This is a genomic window from Nonomuraea sp. NPDC052129, assembly GCF_040680095.1.
Classification (GTDB): Bacteria; Actinomycetota; Actinomycetes; order Streptosporangiales; family Streptosporangiaceae; genus Nonomuraea.
This window is the reverse complement of record NZ_JBFAVX010000012.1, coordinates 60,488-78,047: the sequence shown is the minus strand read 5'-3', so window position 1 is coordinate 78,047 and position 17,560 is coordinate 60,488. Positions and strand designations below refer to the sequence as shown.

The window sequence follows — 17,560 nt, the reverse complement described above, 5'->3', positions numbered from 1 at the left end:
ACAGCTTGGGCACGCGGCGCTGCCGGCGGGCGGCAGCGGCGCCTAGTCGGCGAGGGCGTGCCGCCAGTGCTCGGCGGCTTGGGCCATGTCCTGGTGAAGGTGCTGGAAGAACCGGCTGGCGGTGTGCATGCGGGAGCCCGCCGGGTTGGTCACGCCGTAGATCTGGGCTCCCTGCCGGGTGAAGTCCGCCCACAGGACCATGCCCTGGAGGCTGGCCAGCCAGGCCTGATAGCAGACGTGGTCGTCGATCAGGTACCTTTCGCGCCGTCCCTGGCGTTCGCGGGCGACCAGCCCGCGCTGGTCGAGCCAGGCGACCGCCTTGGAGACCGAGGCGGGGCTCACCCGCAGCCGGGCGACGAGTTCGGCGGCGGTGGCGCCGCCGCTATCGCTGACGAACAGGCAGACGAGGACCTTGGCCATCATGGCCGGAATCCCGGTCTGGGTCATCATCGTCGCGAAGCGCTCCTCGAAATCCCGCACCGATTCCGGGTCCCACCCGGGCGCGTCCGCGTGGGCGACGGGCGCGACGTGCGCGACCGGCCTGTGGCGACGGGCCCGCCACTGCGTGGCCTGCTGGGCCTGGTTGGCCCGGTAGCGGTGGTGTCCGCCATTGCGGGCGACCTCGCGAATGATCGTGGACTTGGACCGTCCGAGCCGGCGGGCGATCTCGGCATACGGAAGGCCCGCGGTCAACCCGGCCGCGACCTGCTGGCGCTCCTCGAAGGTCATCCGGCCTCCTGCCATCGTCACTCCTCTCCTCCGGCCGATCACGCCTGCCGGTGCATTCAGCTGCAGAGTCAACGCATCGACCGCGTCGCTTCTAGCTCGGCTTATCGCCGCGACTTGTTGTTTCTGATGGAACCACATTCCTAGCGTTTCGCTCATCGCAAACACAGCACACGACAAGGAGACCGCTATGAGCGCAACATTGCCGACCGAGCGGAGCGCGGGCCACCCGTTCGACCCGCCCACGGGATTGGCCGAGCTCCGCGAGCAGCGCCCGCTGAGCCGGCTGGCCTACCCCGACGGTCACGAAGGTTGGCTGGTCACCAGCCACGCCCTGGTGCGCGCGGTGCTGGCCGACTCGCGGTTCAGCGTCCGGGCCGAGCTACGGCACATGCCGATCTCCGGGGCCCCGGACAGCGACCAGCCCCCACCTCCAGGGATGTTCGGCGGCATGGACGCACCGGACCATACGCGCTACCGCAACCTGCTCACCGGGAAGTTCACCGTTCGCCGCATGCGCCAGTTGAGCGAGCGGGTCACGCAGATCACCGAAGAGCACCTGGCCGCGATGGAGCGGCAGATCGGCCCGGTGGACCTGGTGACGGCCCTGGCACAGCCGGTCCCCGCGCAGATGATCTGTGAACTGCTCGGCGTGCCGTACCAGGACCGGGCCCGATTCCAGCAGCACGCGCTGGACTTGTTCCGCCTGAACGCCCCGCCGGAGGAACTGGCGGCAGCCTACGGAGCGGTGCACGCGTTCGTCCAGGAGCTGGTCGCGGCCAAGCGCACGACCCCCACCGACGACCTGCTCAGCGATCTGACCGAAACCGACCTCACCGACGAGGAACTGGTCAACATCGGCTTCTCGCTCCTGGGCGCCGGCATGGACACCACGGCCAACATGCTCGCGCTCGGCGTGTTCGCGCTGCTCGTCCATCCCGACCAGCTCGCCGCCCTGCGCGCGAACCCCGGCATCGCCGACCGCGCGGTCGAGGAACTGCTGCGGTACGCGAGCATCATCCCGTTCACCATCCGCACGGCCCTGACCGACGTGGAGCTGAACGGCGAGGTGATCAAGGCCGGGGAGACGGTCACCATCTCGGTACCGGCGGCCAACCGCGATCCCGCGCATTTCGCCGACCCCGACACCCTCGACCTGCTCCGCTCGACCAGCGGCCACGTGGCCTTCGGCCACGGCGTGCACCAGTGCCTCGGTCAGCAGCTCGCGCGGGTGGAACTCCAGGTCGCGCTGCCCGCGCTGATCACCAGGTTCCCGGGCCTGCGGCTGGCCGTCCCGGTTCAGGATGTGGCCCTGCGCACCGACATGCTCATCTACGGCGTGCACGCGCTGCCCGTCGTCTGGGGAGTGTGACCCATGCCGAAGGTCTGCCTGGTCACCGGGGCATCGGCCGGTATCGGTCTGACGACCGCCCTGGAACTACTGCGCGCCGGCCACGTCGTGTACGGGGCCGCCCGGCGCGTACGGAAGATGGACGTCCTGCGCGAGGCCGGCGGGCACGTTCTGGAGATGGACGTGCGCCGCGACGCCGACCTCGACCGGGTGATCGCCACGATCCTGCGGGAGCAGGGCCGGATCGACGTTCTGGTCAACAACGCCGGAACGGTCCTGCACGGCGCGGTCGAGGACGTCCCCCTGGACCGGGCGCGCGACCAGTTCGAGGTCAACGTCCTGGCTCCCGCCCGATTGATCCAGCTCGTCCTGCCGCACATGCGCGAACAGGGATCCGGGGTGATCGTCAACGTATCCTCGATCGGCGGCGAGATCAGCCTGCCGCTGGGCGCCTGGTACTACGCCGCCAAACACGCCCTGGAGGCCCTCTCCGACACGCTGCGCATGGAGGTCGCGCCGTTCGGGATCAACGTCGTGATCGTTCAGCCCGGCATCATCAAGACCGAGTTCGAGGACCAGACCGCCGCGCAACTGCGCGAGCACTCCGGGCTCGGCGCCTACCGTTCGATGGCCGAGGCGATGGCCGAACGCAGCGAGAACGGGCTCGCCGAGGGCTCCGATCCTCGGGTCGTCGCCGAGACCATCCGCGCGGCAGTCGAATCCGACGCTCCGCAGACCCGCTACGCCGTCGGCTGGCTCGCCGACAAGCTCCTGGAACTCAACCGGACCCTGCCTGACCGCGAGTTCGACGCACTCGCGAGCCGCTCGATCACCCTTCCCCCGTAGGGGTCTCCCCAGGGACCCCAACCGCGACAGACCGCCTTCCTCTTCTCCTCCGAAGGAGGCATCCCTCCGGAAGGGCCCCAGCCACCACGAACCGCCTCCATCCGCTCCTCCGAAGGAGGTTTCCCTCCACAAGGACCTCGGCCACCACGGACCGTCACAGGAGATCGAGACGGTCGTGTAGCGAACCGCCCGGGGAACCCCACCTCATGGGGCGGCCCCTAACCGGCGCAGTGCCGGTCAGCCGTTGCGGCGGCCCCCAGCCGTCTGCTCCCGGTCCACTACTTACGGGGTTTCGCCCTTCCGCCCTCTAGTACATTTCGAGATATGTCTTGACCCACCACACAGACGCGACATATCGTGTCGCTCGAGCGATAACGCGATACTACGCGTTCCAGGAGGTGGGTTGAGTGCACGAGCGAGTACCCGTTCTCGTCGTCGGTGGCGGTTACGCCGGGCTGAGTGCGGCAGCGCTGCTGGCGTGGCGTGGAGTGCCTGTCATGCTGGTCGAACGGCACCCCAGTACGTCGGTCCAGCCCAAGGCGTTCGGGATAGGCCCCAGAGCCGTCGAGTTACTGCGGCCGGTGCCCGGGGTCGAGCAGTCGCTGCGGGACATCTGGCAGGGCATCGGTGACGGCATGCGCATCGCGATCGCGGCGAACCTGGCCGACCCGAACCCGCACATGATCGTGACCGGCGACAAGGACGACTTCGCCTTCCTCGCCGACGTCACGCCCGTCGTCCAGGTGGGCGCCCCTCAGGCGGAGGTCGAGCGGGTGCTGCGGGCCAAGGCCGAGGAGCTGGGAGCCGACCTGCGGTTCTCCACCGAGCTGGTCTCGCTGGAGCAGGACGCCGAGGGTGTCACGGCGGTCATCCGCGCCGACGGCGTCGACAGTGTCGTACGGGCCGACTACGTGGTGGCCGCCGACGGCTTCCGCAGCCCGCTCCGCGCTCAGCTCGGCATCCCCACTTCGGGGAAGGGCGAGCTGGGGCTGATGTGCTCGATCATGTTCGATGCCGACCTGACCGGGCTGGTACGGGAGCGCGAGGTCACGCTCTGGTACCTGCAGAACGAGGTCTTCACCGGCGTCATCGTGACCGGCACGGGCGTGGGTGCGCACGTGGTGGGCGTCAACTACGACCCCGCCAAGGGTGAGAGCGAGGCCGACTTCACCGATGAGCGCTGCGTCGAGCTGGTACGGGTGGCGACCGGCGTGCCCGACCTCGACGTACGGGTGCTCGACAAGACCACCTTCGCCATGGCGCACGTCGTGGCCGACCGCTACCGCGACGGGCGGGTGTTCCTGGCCGGCGACGCGGCTCACACGATGCCGCCCACCGGTGGGCAGGGCGGCAGCACGGCGCTCCAGGACGGCTGCGACATCGCGTGGCGGCTCTGGCTGGTGGCGACCGGGCAGGCCGGGCCGGATTTCCTCGACACCTACGACGCCGAACGCCGTCCCATCGGCACGCTGACGGCCGACGCCCAGCTCGCGAACCTCGGCTTCCGGATGCCTCCCGCGATGCGTACCGAGTACCCGGAACCGCTCGAAGACCCTATGGCCGCCATGATCGGATACCGCTACCACTCGACGGCGATCCTGGAGGAGCCCGATGACGACGGGTCGATCCTGGAGGATCCGCGCGTACCGACCGGGCGTCCGGGCAGCCGCGCCCCGCATGTGCCGCTCGACTGGGACGGGCAGCTGATCTCGACCATCGACCTGTTCGGGTCCGGTTTCGTGCTGATCGCCGGGCCTGGGGGGCAGCACTGGATGGACGCGGGGCGGCTGATCAAGGAGCGGCTGCGCATCCAGCTCACGCGCGTGCTGGTGGATGAGGAACTGATGGACGTCGAAGGCTGCTGGGCGGAGAGGTACGGCGTGGACAGGGGTGGCGCCGTGCTGATCCGGCCCGACGGCTACGTCGCCTGGCGCTCGCCGTACGCCGACCCGGACCCCGCGACCACCCTCGAACGGGTGCTCCGGCAGGTGCTCAGCCGCTAGTTTCCCTCGGTCATCTCAGAAGAGGCGCAGCTGCCCGGTCCGCTGGGCTCGTGCCTCTCCCAGCCGGAGCGCGACGACCGCCGCGAGCAGCAGGGCTCCGGACAGTACGGCCAGCCCGGTCAGCTCCCCGGCCAGGTCGCCGATGCCCTGGCCGTCGAGCAGCGCACCACGTACGACCGCCAGGCTGCCGGTGAGCGGGAGCACCGAGCCGACGGCCCGGATCCAGCCGGGCAGCGCGAACACCGGCAGCCGCACCCCGCTGGCGAACCACATCGGATCGTCCAGCAGCGTGTAGAGGAAGGCGGCGTCCCTGGAGAAGATCAGCAGACTGTTCAGGAACGCCCCCCACGCGACCGCGGGCACCAGCATGGCCAGGAAGACCACCGCGTACATGGCCGGGTGTGCCACGTTCACCACGTCCAGCAGCGTGAACATCGCCACCGCGAAACAGGCGAACAGCCAGGCGTTCTGCACCAGCGCGCCGAACCCGTTGGCGACGACCACGACCAGCCGGTTCGCGGGTGACAGGAAGAGGAGTTCCAGCGTTCCGGTCTGACGCTCGAAGGAGAAGTGCCAGGCCGACTGCACCAGCGAGAAGAAGAACGTGAACCCGAGCGCCCCCGTGGCCAGGAAGGCGAGCAGCCGTTCCGGGTCGGCGGCGAGTGGCCAGCGCTCGGCGATGCCCGGCGTGGCGGCCAGCGGTCGGAGCGTGTAGTAGGTCTCGGCGAGCTTCAACAACGGCCAGACCAGCATCGAGAACAGGACCAGCTTGCTGCCGAAGATCTGGCGATGCTGCTTGAGCGCCTCGGCCCGCATGACCTTCATCGCGTGCCTCACGTCATCACCTGCCACCGGCTGGTGGTGCGGCTGCCGAGCGCACAGGCCGTACAGCCGGTGCCGGTCTCGGTGCGACACCACGCCGGCGTCGTACCGACCTCCGCGCGGGTCCACGGCGGAGTGACGCCCATCCGGAGGCGGCACCACGTCGACGTCACGCCCAACCCCGTGCGGCACGGCGACCAGCTCGTGTGCGGCGCGATCACGCGACCACCTCCAGGGAGCGGTCGCTCAGCGCGAGGATCGCGTCCTCGAGGGACGGCTCGACGATCTCCAGCCCGCCGAGCGCGCCGCCCGCCTCGATGATCGTCGTGGTCAGCGCCCCGGTCAGGTCGTCCGGATGGTTCAGCTCGATCACCCCACCCGGTGCGAGCCGTACGCGGCTGTCGAAGGCCCGTACGGCAGCCTCGATCCGGGGCGACAGGTTCGTGACCGTGACCCGGACCGTACGATGGCAACCGGTCTGGGCCATCAGCTCGGCCGGCGAGCCTGCCGCGAGGTGGCGGCCGTCGCCGATCACGTACACGTGCTCGCAGAGCTGCTCGACCTCGGCCAGGTAGTGGCTGGTGAGGAGCACGCCCTTGCCCCGCTCGGCCAGCCCGGCCACGACCTTGCGCAGGTCACGGGCGATCGGCGCGTCGAGCCCCAGCGTGGGCTCGTCGAGCAGCAGGTAGTCGGGCTCGTTGATCAGCCCCCGGGCGATGGACAGGCGCTGGGTCATGCCGCGCGAATACTGTTCGACCCGCGTGGCGGCGGCGTCTGTCAGACCGACGAGTGCGAGCAGCTCTTCGATGCGCGGTTTGAGGACCTTTGTGGGGATGTCATAGAGCTGGCCGAAGTACCAGAGATTCTCCCGGCCGGTCATCCGTGCGTAGACCATGCGCTCGCCGCCGGCGATCAGGTTGATCCTCTTGCGTACGGCATGCGACTGCCTGATCGGGTCGAGGCCGCCCACGCTGACAGTGCCGGACGTCTGCCGGAGCAGGGTGGCCAAGATCTTGATGGTGGTGGTCTTGCCCGCGCCGTTCAGCCCGAGCAGCCCGGTGACGCGGCCGCTGGGGATCGACAGGTTCAAGCCGTCAACGGCCACCTTCGCCCCGAACTCCTTGCGCAGGTTCACGGTCTCGATCATCAATAACTCCGTTCCATAGCCCTGCGCTCCGCCCAGGGCATCGCGAGTAATCCGGCGGCGGCGTAGGCGAGACCGAGCGCGACGGCGACAGCGAGGCGGCCGGGATCCAGTCCGGTGCCGCCGGTGAAGACGCCGCGGATCACGTCCATGGCGGCCGTCACCGGCACGACCTCGCCGAGCCATCGGACCGCTTCAGGCAGGTACTCCCTCGGAAAGGTGAACCCGGACAGCAGGGCGATCGCGTGGAACACACTGTTCTGGGTGATGTGCGCCTCACCGGCGACGATCATCACGTTGCTCAGCACGGCCGACATCCCGAACACCGCCAGAGCCAGCCCCGCCACGGCCAGCACGGCGTCCACCGCCCCCGTGGGCACCGGCCGTACCCCGAACAATGCCGCGCACCCGAACAACACGGCCACCTCGACCGCCACTGCGGTGAAGGCGAACGCCGAGAACCCCAGCAGGTACGGCAGGCGCCGCGCCGGAGCGACGAGCAGCGCGCCCATGGTGCCTTCGCGCTGCTCCTGGATCATCGCCTTGCCGGTCCAGAGGATGCCGTGGACGACGAACATGTACGCGCTGGCGCCCACGGCGATGTACCCGAGATAGTCGCCGGTGCCCGCCTTTCCGCGGAACTCCGCGGATATCTCCCCGCCCGCCACGGCCCGCAGCCCCAGGTAGGCCAGCCCGATGGTGAAGACACCCAGCAACAAGGTGCCGATGAAGTATGACCATGGGTAGGCCCGCCTGGTCACCAACCACGACCGTCTCAGGGTCGCCCATGCCACGCTCATAAGTCTCCTTTGGGAACTGACTAAGTTTCTATCAGAGACTCACTTGGCGGTAAAGTCGGGGAATGGCCAGAGAGCTGCGCTCGCAGGACGCCGACTGCTCGATCGCCCAGGCGGCCGCCGTGATGGGTGATTGGTGGAGCCTGCTCATCGTCCGCGAGGTGACCCGCGGACATCGCCGGTTCGACGACCTACTGGGCGAGCTGGGCATTTCCCGCAAAGTCCTGACGGAACGCCTCAAGCACCTGGTGGAGCACGGGGTGCTGACGCGTGAGCCGTATCAGAGCGGGCCGGTGCGGTACGAGTACGTACTCACGGACGCGGGCTGGGCACTGGCGCCCATGCTGATCACGATGCAGGACTGGGCAGACCGCTGGCTCCTCGGCGACGGCACTGTCACGGGGGTGGCAGCCCCGCGAAGCCAGGAAGCCGCCCGCGTCCACGCCCTACTGGGCACCCACATCCCGGACCCGCTGCGACTGCCCGCCGCCATCGATCGTCCATCGGTCGCCGTGGGACGAACCGCCTCCACGGGTGAGCGAACGGCGTCGCTCGATGTCGTGGCGGATGCGCGGGCGACGGTCCTGTTCGCGTACCCGTCGACAGGTATGCCCGCGCCGCTACCGCCCGGCTGGAATCAAGTCCCCGGAGCAGTGGGCTGCACGCTCGAGAACCGCATCTTCCGTGACAGGCACCCCGAGTTCGCCGCCCATGACATCGCCATCCACGGAGTGAGCACGCAACGCCCCGACGAGCAGGCCGCCTTCGCTGCCGCTGAAGACATCTCGTTCCCCCTGCTCTCGGACATGGACCTGCGCCTGGCGGCGGCTCTCCGCCTCCCCACCTTCCGCGCCGGCCAGGCCTTGCGGCTCAAGCGCCTGATCCTGGTCGTGGACCGTTTCCGGGTGATCCGCCACGTCATCTTCCCCGTACTGGACATCCCGGCCGCCATCACCGAGGCACTGACAGCCGCCGAAGCCATCAGCTGACGCAACGCAGGCACCCGACGCAACGCAGACACCTGCCGATCCTCGTCCGGCATCCCCTCAGGCCCATCCCCCGGCCCTCGTCCAGCACCCCTCGCACCATTCCCGGGCTCTCCTCCAGCACCCCCTCAGGCCCATCCCCGATGCTCGCCAGAGGGTCAGTTGGCGAGTAGTTGCTCGCGCTCTGCCAGCAGTGCTCTGTGCTGGGCTTCCAGTTGCGTACTGCGACCGGCCAAGGCCTGTACGGTCTCGGTGACCCACTGGGAGATCGAGGCCACCGCGTCGCGCGTCTTGTTGATGCGCTGGTGTTTGAGTGCGTCAGTGATGATGTTGTCGAAGAACGAGTCCACGAACCACCGCGTGTCCACCTTGGGCATCTGGAGGTCGCCGACCCACCCGATGTCCGCCAGTTCGCGGGAGAAGACGTCGAGCGCCCGCTGGGCGTGCCAGGCTGCCTGGTCCGCCCTCGACAGATGGCCGTGTTCGATCGCGTCGGCCAGCACACCGCCGCCGAGCATGTCCCAGGTCGACGCGCCGCGTGCCTTGCTCAGCAGTGTCAGGACGATGCCCAGCGCCTTGCCCGCGGCCTTGCCTGCTTGCCAAGCTTCGAGGTGTTCCCTGATGTCGGCTTGCGTGTCGGCCAGTTTCTTCGATGTCCCGAGCAGCTTCTGACCGCGTTCGTCGCCCAGCCCGATCAGCAGCCGCTCCTTGTCGGCCAGCAGTTTCTCGTACGCCTGATGTGCCCCCGAGATCGAGGCCAGTTCGCGGTCGGTGACCTCCAGGTCGGCGGTCAGATCCTCGAGCCGCCTCCGCTGGCCGTGCAGCCGCTCCCAGGCGGCCTCGGCTTCGGCTCGTTCCCTGGCCAGCCTGTCCTCCTTGGAGCCCGCGACGGGGGCCGCGAGTAGGGCCAGAAAGCCGCCTAGCCTGCCTTCCAGGCGGGCGACGTCGTGCTGCTCTTTGGCCAGTTGTGTCTCCAACTGGCCGGTCAGCTTGGTGACCTCCCGGATCTGGTCGGCTGTCGCCTGCCGCCGGGTGGTCAGGTGGTCGAATCGGCGAATCTGCTCGCGTGACTCACGTAATTTGCGGTCAACGTCTTCGAAAGCGTCCACATGGGTTCTACGAATGGCAACCATACGGGGTTCCTCTTGTAAGGGTGCGGGCCGGTTTACGCCACCAGGGTTGGGGGCCGGTTCTGTCAGCTCACTGCCAATGACGACCGATATGTCGCATGCCGGGCTTCCTCCTGAAAGGTTGTGGACTGGTTTATGTCACTGAGGCTGAGACGGATCCATTTGGTCACTGCCGACGATGGCCGACAGATGGCAGGCCGGGCTTCCCCCTGGAAGGTGTGGGGCGGTTTACGCCGCGAGAACTTGGAATGGGTCCGTCAAGTCGCAGCCGAGGACGGTCGGCATGGCGTGGGTGGTGCGGTGGGTGGCGCACAGCCAGTCGTTGAGGGAGCCGCTGAAGCCCGATGGTGGGCCCACCTTGAGGTGGGTGACCTGGCCGGTGCCCGGAGGTGGGTCGGCCCTTAGGTAGGCGACCTGGCCCGCGCCTGGAACCGGGGCGACCTTGAGCCGGCCGATGCGGCCGTGGCTGGTCGGGTCGGTGTCGCAGGGGGTGAGGTGGACGGTGAAGGGTGAGCCGCCGTGCCCGGCTGAGGTCGCTATTCGCACATGGTCGTCGATCGAGCGCTCGGTGGCGTCCGGGTGGGTCGCGAGGAAGGCCAGGTGATCGGTGACGAGGTGGTGTGCCACTCTGCGGAGCAGGCTCGTGGCGCACAGGCTGTGGGCGCAGGCTGCGCCGTCCAAGGTGATCTCGGGCAGGGCGAAGCGACGCAGTCCCCGGGAGGTGACGCGCAGGCAGTCGCAGGCGCCGGTGTCAGCCGGGTCCCACGGCGGGCAGGTGGCGTCCCCGTGCACCTGCACGTCCCAGCCCAGCCAGTCGTCGGCCAGGCGGAACACGGGCGACTCACCGATTGCCGGGAAGGCGACCGGGTCGTCTCCCCGCCGACGACCGACCGCCCCGGACACCGGCCCGGCGACGACCGACCCAGAAGCCGATCCGGACACCGGCCCAGAGACCGGCCTGGATATCGGCCCGGACACCGGTTCAGAGGTTGGTTGGAAGCCGCCGGTGCTGGGTGGTGGCGAGGGAGTGGTCGGGATGCCGGTGTGTCGATCGCAGGTGAGCAGTGTGATGCCAGTCAGCGGATCTATGACCAGCCCCTCGCACTCCTGCGCCACCGCACGCGCCGCCGCACGGGCTACCTGGATGCTGGTGGGCAAGGCGTGCGGGGGTGCTGTGGAGGAGACCAGGACGTGCTGCTGGGCTCGGCGGAGCAGGTGGCGCTCCTCGATCGCGAGCGTGACACCGGCCGGTCTCCAGGGTGAGCGGTGATGGGTGACGGTCAGGAGCGGGCTGCCCAGGGCGGCGCTCACCGCCCGTCTGTAGGGTCTGCCGACCCGCCATGGCATGAACGACTCGATGTCGAAAGGGACATGCACGACGGGGACGACGAAGTGGGACGTCAGGAGGGCAGGCAGGGGGAGAGTGATCTTCACGAGAGCCTCCGGGGGTGCGGTGGGGCACCAGGATCGGTGATCGGGAGGTGGAGGCGTGGAGGCGAACGGCGTTCTGGGGATAAGTCTCGGCAGATGGGGCATGGGCTGTGGACAACAAACGACAGGCCAAGGGAATCCGTCCGCCGAGACCCCTGCGGGCCGCCAGAGCAATGCCGAACCGATCAGCGATATTCAAAACATGATCCAGGTCCGCTCACCAGAAGTTCAGACACGTGATCCACGCCCGCTCTTCTGGATGGTCAGACAGGTGATCCAGGTCCGCTCTTCTGCCCACCGGGAGATCTGAAGATCGCCATGCTCTGCCCAGGCAGCCAAACCCCGTCCTCACCAGCGGTGACCGGCTCATCAGAGGCCAGCAGGGCCGCCCCCACCGACACCGGCAACGTCACCGAGTCCGCCCCGAAATTGACGGCGACGCACAGCGATCCCCGCCACATCACCAGCCACTTCCCGTCCGGGTCGAACTCCACCCGGACGCTGTCGAAATGCGGGTCCGACAGCTCGGGCAGCGCCTTACGCAGTGCGATCAGGTCGCGGTACCAGCAGAGCAGCGACCAGTGGACCTCCTGTTTCACCTCATCCCAGTCCAGCTTGGAGCGCAGGAACGTCTCCTCACGCGAGGGGTCGGGAGCGTCCCAGGCGTACCCGAAGCCGTCGAACTCCTGCTCCCTGCGCCCGCCCTCGCTCTCCCGCAGTTGCGGGTCGACGTGGTCGGAGAAGAACAGGAACGGCGTACCGGCACCCCACTCCTCCCCCATGAACAGCATCGGGGTGAACGGCGAGGTCAGCAGCAGCCCGGCGCCGAGTTTGAGCGCGGAGACGGGCAGCCGGTCGCCCAGGGGCCGGTTGCCGATCTGGTCGTGGTTCTGCAGGCAGGCGACCAGCCGGTGGCCGGGCACCCCGGCGTACGGCGCCCCATGCGTGCGGCCGCGGAAGCTCGACCAGCCGCCCTCGTGTACGACACCGCGGGTCAGTGCCTTGGCCAGCGCGGACAGGTCGGTGAAGTCGGCGTAGTAGCCGTGGCTCTCGCCGCTCACCGCGCAGTGCAGCGCGTGGTGGACGTCGTCGTCCCACTGCGCGGTCATTCCCAGCCCGCCCGCGTCGAGGGAGCGGACCATGTGCGGGTCGTTGAGGTCGGATTCGGCGATGAGCGACAGCGGTTTGCCCACCGCGCAGGACAGCGCGTCCACCTGGTCGGACAGCTCGGCCAGCAGGTGTGTGGCGCGCTTGTCGTGCAGCGCGTGCACGGCGTCGAGCCGCAGGCCGTCGATGTGATAGTCGCGCAGCCACTGCAGGGCGTTCTCGATGAAGTAGCGGCGTACCTCGTCGGACCCCGGCCCGTCGAGATTGACCGCCTCGCCCCAATAGCTCCCGCTGAACCCGGCGAAGTAGGGCCCGAAGGGGTGCAGGAAGTTGCCCGACGGTCCCAGGTGGTTGTAGACGACGTCGAGCAGGACGCCGATGCCGGCGCGATGGCAGGCGTCGACGAACGACTTGAGCCCGTCGGGGCCACCATATGTCTCGTTCACCGCGTACAGGTCCACCCCGTCGTAGCCCCAGTTGCGTCCCCCGGGCACCGGGGCCACCGGCATGACCTCCACGAAGTCCACGGACAGCTCGACGAGATGCGGCAGCTTCTCGATGGCCGCCTCGAACGTGCCCGTCTGGGTGAACGTCCCGATGTGCAGCTCGTAGATCACCGAGCCGCGCAGGTCACGGCCGGTCCACTCGTGGTCGGCCCACGTGTAGCGCGCGTGGTCGTAGACGGCGCTGGGCCCGAAGACGCCATCGGGCTGGCGGCGGGAGCGGGGGTCGGGGTACGGGCCTTCGCCGTCGAGTACGTACCGGTAGCAAGTCCCATGCCCGGCCTCGGGTACGTCGGCCGCCCACCAGCCGCCCGCACCGGCGGTCATCGCGCGGCGCCCGTCGAGGACGTCGTCCAGGTCTACCTCCACGGTCGTGGCGTTCGGAGCCCACACCTCAAAGATCATGTCTCTCCAGCAGCGCGACGGGGTATCGGGCGAGCAGGTGAGCGAGCGGGACGCGGCCGGTGAAGACGCCGCCGGTCAGTAGTTCGCGCCAGGTGCCGGTCGGGAGGGTCAGCGTGGTACCGCCCCAGCCGAGACACATCTCCCGCTCCCCAGGCCATACCTCCGCGGCCTGAGCGCGGCGGGCGAGGCGGACGGGCAGACGCGTGGCGACCGCGACCGCGCGCGGCGGTTCGTCACCGCGCGCGAAGGCGATCGCGTGCTCCGCCGCCTCCCCTTCCGCCAGAAGCGGTGTGTACGGCGCCGCGGGGTCGAGCCGGCGCCGCAGCCGCAGCGCCTGGGTCGTCACGGCGAGCTTGGCCTCGTCCCACCGGGACACCGGCGACCGCCCGAACGTCACCGGCCGCCGATTGTCCGGGTCGACCAGCGAGAAGTCGGTCATCTCGTTGCCCTGGTAGACGTCCGGCACCCCGGGCATCATCAGCTGGACGAGCTTGGCCCCGAGCGAGTTGGCCATGGCGAAGGCGTCGATGCGCTCGGTGAACTCACCCACCGGCAGCTTCACGGCCGCCGAAGAAAAGTCGCGAAGCCGCTGTTCATACCCCGGATCCGGATTTATCCAGGAAATGGAGGTCTTCGCCTCCCGCGCCGCCTTGAGCAGGTATTCGGCGAACCGTTCGCCGGAGATCGGCCAGGCCGCCATGAGGTTCTGCCAGGCCAGGTAGTCGAGCCGCGGATCGAAGCTCACGGCCGCCGACCATTCCGACACCGCGTCCGCCCACTCACCGGGCAGCTCTGACAGCACCGCCAGCCGGGCGCGTACATCCTCCGACCGCTTGGTGTCGTGCGTGGACAGCGTGGTCATCGTGTACGGCCGCAGGTCACGGCAGAACGCGTGGAAGTCCGGCACCGAGACGCCGAACAGGTCCGGATCGCCGCCGACCTCGTTCAGACACGACAGGGGGAACCACCGGTACAGCGCCGTGTCCTCGACCCCCTTGGCCATGACCGGCCCGCAGGTCTGCTGGAAACGCGTGATCACGTCGGCGGGGCCGTACAGGACCTGCTGAACGAACGGTTGCACGGCGGGTGAGCACGCGTCGGCGGCGCGCTCGACGATCTCCACCGATGCGGGCGGCGGCGGCTCGCCCGGCACCATGTACGCCCGGTACACCGGCATCGCGGCGAGCAGCTCGGCGACGGCGGCCGGCGCGCAACCAGCGGCGCGCGCCAGACGGCGCACCTCGGCGCCGAAGAACAGCTCGATCACCTCGCGCTTGGCCTCCGCCACCACCGGCCGGGAATCGCCGGGCAGGCCGGTGAGCCGGGTGAACAGCTCGATCAGCGGCGCCTCGCCGGCCGGGTCGACGAACAGGCCGTTGACCCGGTTCAGCACCTCGTAGCCGGTGGTGCCCTCGCAGTCCCAGTCCTCGGGCAGCCGCTCGTCGCCGATCAGGATCTTCTCCACGACCGTCCAGGCGCCGCCGGACCTGGCGCGCAGGCGTTCGAGGTAGCCGCGCGGATCGGCGAGCCCGTCCGGATGATCGACGCGCAGCCCGTCTACCAGGCCCTCGTCGAGCAGCCAGAAGATCACCTCGTGCGTGGCGAAGAGCACCTCGGGGTCCTCGACCCGCAGCCCGATCAGCGTCGACACGTCGAAGAAGCGGCGGTAGCCCGGCCCCTGACGCCAGTCGACCAGCCGGTAGTGCCCGGGGTGGGGGAAGACGTGCTCGTGGTAGCGCAGCACGTCGCCGTCGACCACCGGCTCGACGTCGTCGCCGAGCACCGGCAGCGCCACCTTCCCTCCGTCCCAGTCGATGTCGAACCAGGCGGCGTACGGGGAGGCCGGGCCTTCGGCGAGTACGGACCAGAACTGGGCGTTGATCGTGTTCATGTGGTTGGGCACGATGTCGAGGACGATGCCGAGATCCTGTGCCGCCAGCTGCTCGGCCATCTCACGGAACCCCTTGGCGCCACCGAACTCCGCTCTGATCCGGGAGTGGTCCGTGACGTCGTAGCCATGCAGCGAGCCGGGCGTCGCCTGCAGGATCGGCGACAGGAACACGTGGCTGACCCCCAGGTCCCGCAGATACGCGGCGATCTCCCCCACCTGGGCGAACCCGAAGTCGGGCGTCAGCTGGACCCGATAGGTCGAGACCGGCCTAGACACGACGGAGCACCCGTACGCTGCGACCAGGCACCGCGACCCCTTCCCCGGCTCGGCACATCCGGACGTCGAGGATGATCGGCATGGCGGTGTCGATCTCGGTCTGCCACATCTCGCCGTAGTCCTTGGGGACCGTGAACGTGATCATGTCGTGGTGGGCGTTGAACAGCAGCAGGAACGAGTCATCCCGGATCGGCCGCCCGCGTCGGTCGGGCTCGGTGATGGCCTCGCCGTTGAGGAAGACGGCCAGCGACTTGGCGTAGCCGACGTTCCAGTCGCTGTCGGTCATCTCCTCCCCCGACGGGGTGAGCCAGGCGATGTCGTTCAGGCCGCGTACCGGTTTGCCGTAGAAGAAGCGCCTGCGCCGGAAGACCGGATGCTTCTTGCGCAGCGCGGCCAGCCTCTGGGTGAACTCCAGCAGCAGCCAGTTCTCCCTGACGTCGGACCAGTCGACCCAGGTCAGCTCGTTGTCCTGGCAGTAGCCGTTGTTGTTGCCGTGCTGGGTGCGGCCCAGCTCGTCGCCGTGGGAGAGCATCGGCACGCCCTGCGACAGGAAGAGCGTGGTCAGGAAGTTGCGCTTCTGCTGCTCGCGCAGCGACTCGATGGCCAGGCCCGCCGGGCCCTCCGCGCCGCAGTTCCAGGACCGGTTGTCGTCGGTGCCGTCGCGGTTGCCCTCCTTGTTGGCCTCGTTGTGCTTGACGTCGTACGAGACCAGATCCTGAAGGGTGAAACCGTCGTGACAGGTGACGAAGTTGATCGAGGCGGCGGGCCGGCGGCTGTCGTCCAGGTAGAGGTCGCTGGAGCCGGTGAACCTGGAGCCGAACTCGGGCAGCGTCGCGGGCTGCCCGCGCCACAGGTCGCGGATGGTGTCGCGGTAGCGGCCGTTCCACTCCGTCCATCGCGACGGGAAGTTGCCCACCTGGTAACCGCCCGGCCCGAGGTCCCACGGCTCGGCGATCAGCTTGACCTGCGACAACACCGGGTCCTGCTGGACCAGGTCGAAGAAGGAGCTCAGCCGGTCGACCTCGTGCAGCTCACGGGCCAGGGTCGAGGCCAGGTCGAAGCGGAACCCGTCGACGTGCATCTCGATGACCCAGTAGCGGAGCGAATCCATGATCATCTGAAGCGCGTGGGGCGAACGCATGAGCAGGCTGTTGCCGGTGCCCGTGGTGTCCAGGTAGTAACGCTTGTCGCCGTCGACCAGCCGGTAGTAGTCGGGGTTGTCGATGCCCCTGAGGGAAAGCGTCGGCCCGAGGTGGTTGCCCTCGGCCGTGTGGTTGTACACGACGTCAAGGATGACCTCGATCCCCGCCTCGTGCAGCGCCCGCACCATGGCCTTGAACTCCAGCACCTGACCACCCCGCTGCCCCTGGCTGGAGTAGCGGTTGTGCGGCGCGAAGAAGCCGATCGAGTTGTAGCCCCAGTAGTTGGACAGCCCGCGCTGCTCCAGGAGGTCGTCGGTGACGTACTGATGGACGGGCATCAGTTCGAGCGCCGTCACGCCGAGCTTGGTGAGGTGATCGATGATCTCCGGGTGGCCGAGCGCGGCGTACGTGCCGCGCAGGTGCTCGGGGATCTTCGGGTTGCTGATCGTCAGGCCGCGCACGTGCGCCTCGTAGATCACGGTGTCGTGGTACGGCGTGGCGGGCGGCCGGTCGTGCCCCCACCCGAAGAACGGATTTATCACGATAGAGCGGTGTACATAGGGCGCTGAGTCGGCGTCATTGCGCGCGTCGGGCTGGCCGAAAGGGTAACCGTAGACCGCCTCGTTCCAGGTGACGCCACCCTCGATCGCCATCGCGTACGGGTCGATCAGCAGCTTGGCCGGATTGCACCGCAAGCCCCGCTCCGGCTCGTAGGGCCCGTGGACGCGATAGCCGTAGCGCTGGCCCGGACCTATCCCCGGCAGGTAACCGTGCCAGATGAACCCGTCAACCTCGGTCAGCGGCACCCTGGACTCGACGTTGGCCTCGTCGAAAAAGCACAGTTCGACCTTGTCCGCGACCTCCGTATAAAGCGAGAAATTGGTGCCTGCCCCGTCATATGTCGCACCGAGAGGATAGGGGTCTCCCGGCCAGATTTCGATCATCGAGGCTCCCTTGCCGTCTTTCCCCATGTTCCGTTCCCGCGCTCCGCCGGACAAGC

The 17,560-nt window shown here is 68.6% G+C and carries 13 protein-coding genes; 4 read left to right on the top strand and 9 right to left on the bottom strand.

The features are described 5' to 3' along the window. Positions 1 to 42: 42 nt before the first annotated feature. Positions 43 to 729, bottom strand: a complete 687-nt coding sequence (locus AB0L53_RS26090; protein ID WP_363998722.1) for a helix-turn-helix domain-containing protein — start codon at positions 727 to 729, stop codon at positions 43 to 45. 187 nt (positions 730 to 916) lie between these two features. On the opposite strand from AB0L53_RS26090, the gene AB0L53_RS26085 reads away from it, so the two are divergent. The 3 genes from AB0L53_RS26085 to AB0L53_RS26075 all read left to right on the top strand — a co-directional run bounded on the left by AB0L53_RS26085 (position 917) and on the right by AB0L53_RS26075 (position 4,926). Then, a complete protein-coding gene (locus tag AB0L53_RS26085) occupies positions 917 to 2,098 on the top strand; it encodes a cytochrome P450 (RefSeq protein WP_363998720.1) in 1,182 nt (393 codons plus the stop codon). A 3-nt stretch (positions 2,099 to 2,101) separates the two neighbouring features. Continuing rightward, positions 2,102 to 2,923, top strand: coding sequence for an oxidoreductase (locus AB0L53_RS26080; RefSeq protein WP_363998717.1), 822 nt, complete (start codon positions 2,102 to 2,104; stop codon positions 2,921 to 2,923). Positions 2,924 to 3,330: 407 nt separating this feature from the next. Continuing rightward, positions 3,331 to 4,926, top strand: coding sequence for an FAD-dependent monooxygenase (locus tag AB0L53_RS26075; protein WP_363998714.1), 1,596 nt, complete (start codon positions 3,331 to 3,333; stop codon positions 4,924 to 4,926). A 15-nt stretch (positions 4,927 to 4,941) separates the two neighbouring features. Here AB0L53_RS26075 and AB0L53_RS26070 read toward each other — a convergent pair whose 3' ends face one another. From AB0L53_RS26070 to AB0L53_RS26060, 3 genes are read right to left on the bottom strand one after another with little or no spacing between them, the layout of a single operon-like run. After that, the gene (locus AB0L53_RS26070; RefSeq protein WP_363998711.1) at positions 4,942 to 5,940 is read right to left on the bottom strand and encodes an ABC transporter permease; all 999 of its coding nucleotides are present in this window, start codon (positions 5,938 to 5,940) and stop codon (positions 4,942 to 4,944) included. Between the two features lie 25 nt (positions 5,941 to 5,965). Next, complete coding sequence (locus AB0L53_RS26065) at positions 5,966 to 6,895, bottom strand: ABC transporter ATP-binding protein (RefSeq protein WP_363998708.1); 930 nt, start codon at positions 6,893 to 6,895, stop codon at positions 5,966 to 5,968. Then, the gene (locus AB0L53_RS26060) at positions 6,895 to 7,692 is read right to left on the bottom strand and encodes an ABC transporter permease (protein ID WP_363998705.1); all 798 of its coding nucleotides are present in this window, start codon (positions 7,690 to 7,692) and stop codon (positions 6,895 to 6,897) included. Before AB0L53_RS26060 ends, AB0L53_RS26065 begins: the two co-directional genes overlap by 1 nt. 62 nt (positions 7,693 to 7,754) lie before the next feature. Between AB0L53_RS26060 and AB0L53_RS26055 the strand changes: the two genes are divergently transcribed. Beyond that, complete coding sequence (locus AB0L53_RS26055; RefSeq protein WP_363998702.1) at positions 7,755 to 8,678, top strand: winged helix-turn-helix transcriptional regulator; 924 nt, start codon at positions 7,755 to 7,757, stop codon at positions 8,676 to 8,678. Positions 8,679 to 8,833: 155 nt separating this feature from the next. Here the strand turns inward: AB0L53_RS26055 and AB0L53_RS26050 are convergent, their stop codons facing one another. From AB0L53_RS26050 to glgX, 5 genes are all read right to left on the bottom strand, one after another. Next, the gene (locus AB0L53_RS26050) at positions 8,834 to 9,784 is read right to left on the bottom strand and encodes a hypothetical protein (protein ID WP_363998699.1); all 951 of its coding nucleotides are present in this window, start codon (positions 9,782 to 9,784) and stop codon (positions 8,834 to 8,836) included. A gap of 249 nt (positions 9,785 to 10,033) precedes the next feature. Then, on the bottom strand, positions 10,034 to 11,239 hold the full coding sequence (locus AB0L53_RS26045; RefSeq protein ID WP_363998696.1) for a hypothetical protein: 1,206 nt from the start codon (positions 11,237 to 11,239) through the stop codon (positions 10,034 to 10,036). 260 nt (positions 11,240 to 11,499) lie between these two features. After that, positions 11,500 to 13,251 carry a malto-oligosyltrehalose trehalohydrolase gene (gene treZ / locus AB0L53_RS26040; protein ID WP_363998694.1) on the bottom strand — a complete coding sequence of 584 codons (1,752 nt, stop codon included), beginning with the start codon at positions 13,249 to 13,251 and terminating at the stop codon, positions 11,500 to 11,502. Continuing rightward, positions 13,241 to 15,418, bottom strand: a complete 2,178-nt coding sequence (gene treY, locus AB0L53_RS26035) for a malto-oligosyltrehalose synthase (protein ID WP_363998691.1) — start codon at positions 15,416 to 15,418, stop codon at positions 13,241 to 13,243. The genes treZ and treY overlap by 11 nt, the downstream gene beginning before the upstream one ends. Then, on the bottom strand, positions 15,411 to 17,504 hold the full coding sequence (gene glgX, locus AB0L53_RS26030; RefSeq protein ID WP_363998688.1) for a glycogen debranching protein GlgX: 2,094 nt from the start codon (positions 17,502 to 17,504) through the stop codon (positions 15,411 to 15,413). Before glgX ends, treY begins: the two co-directional genes overlap by 8 nt. Between the last annotated feature and the right edge of the window lie 56 nt (positions 17,505 to 17,560).

What these genes read in the sequence shown, in the direction of transcription:
- AB0L53_RS26090 (WP_363998722.1), bottom strand. Translation starts at nt 729, where the DNA reads ATGACCTTCGAGGAGCGCCAGCAGGTCGCGGCCGGGTTGACCGCGGGC.
- AB0L53_RS26085 (WP_363998720.1), top strand. Translation starts at nt 917, where the DNA reads ATGAGCGCAACATTGCCGACCGAGCGGAGCGCGGGCCACCCGTTCGAC.
- AB0L53_RS26080 (WP_363998717.1), top strand. Translation starts at nt 2,102, where the DNA reads ATGCCGAAGGTCTGCCTGGTCACCGGGGCATCGGCCGGTATCGGTCTG.
- AB0L53_RS26065 (WP_363998708.1), bottom strand. Translation starts at nt 6,895, where the DNA reads ATGATCGAGACCGTGAACCTGCGCAAGGAGTTCGGGGCGAAGGTGGCC.
- AB0L53_RS26060 (WP_363998705.1), bottom strand. Translation starts at nt 7,692, where the DNA reads ATGAGCGTGGCATGGGCGACCCTGAGACGGTCGTGGTTGGTGACCAGG.
- AB0L53_RS26055 (WP_363998702.1), top strand. Translation starts at nt 7,755, where the DNA reads ATGGCCAGAGAGCTGCGCTCGCAGGACGCCGACTGCTCGATCGCCCAG.
- treZ (WP_363998694.1), bottom strand. Translation starts at nt 13,251, where the DNA reads ATGATCTTTGAGGTGTGGGCTCCGAACGCCACGACCGTGGAGGTAGAC.
- glgX (WP_363998688.1), bottom strand. Translation starts at nt 17,504, where the DNA reads ATGATCGAAATCTGGCCGGGAGACCCCTATCCTCTCGGTGCGACATAT.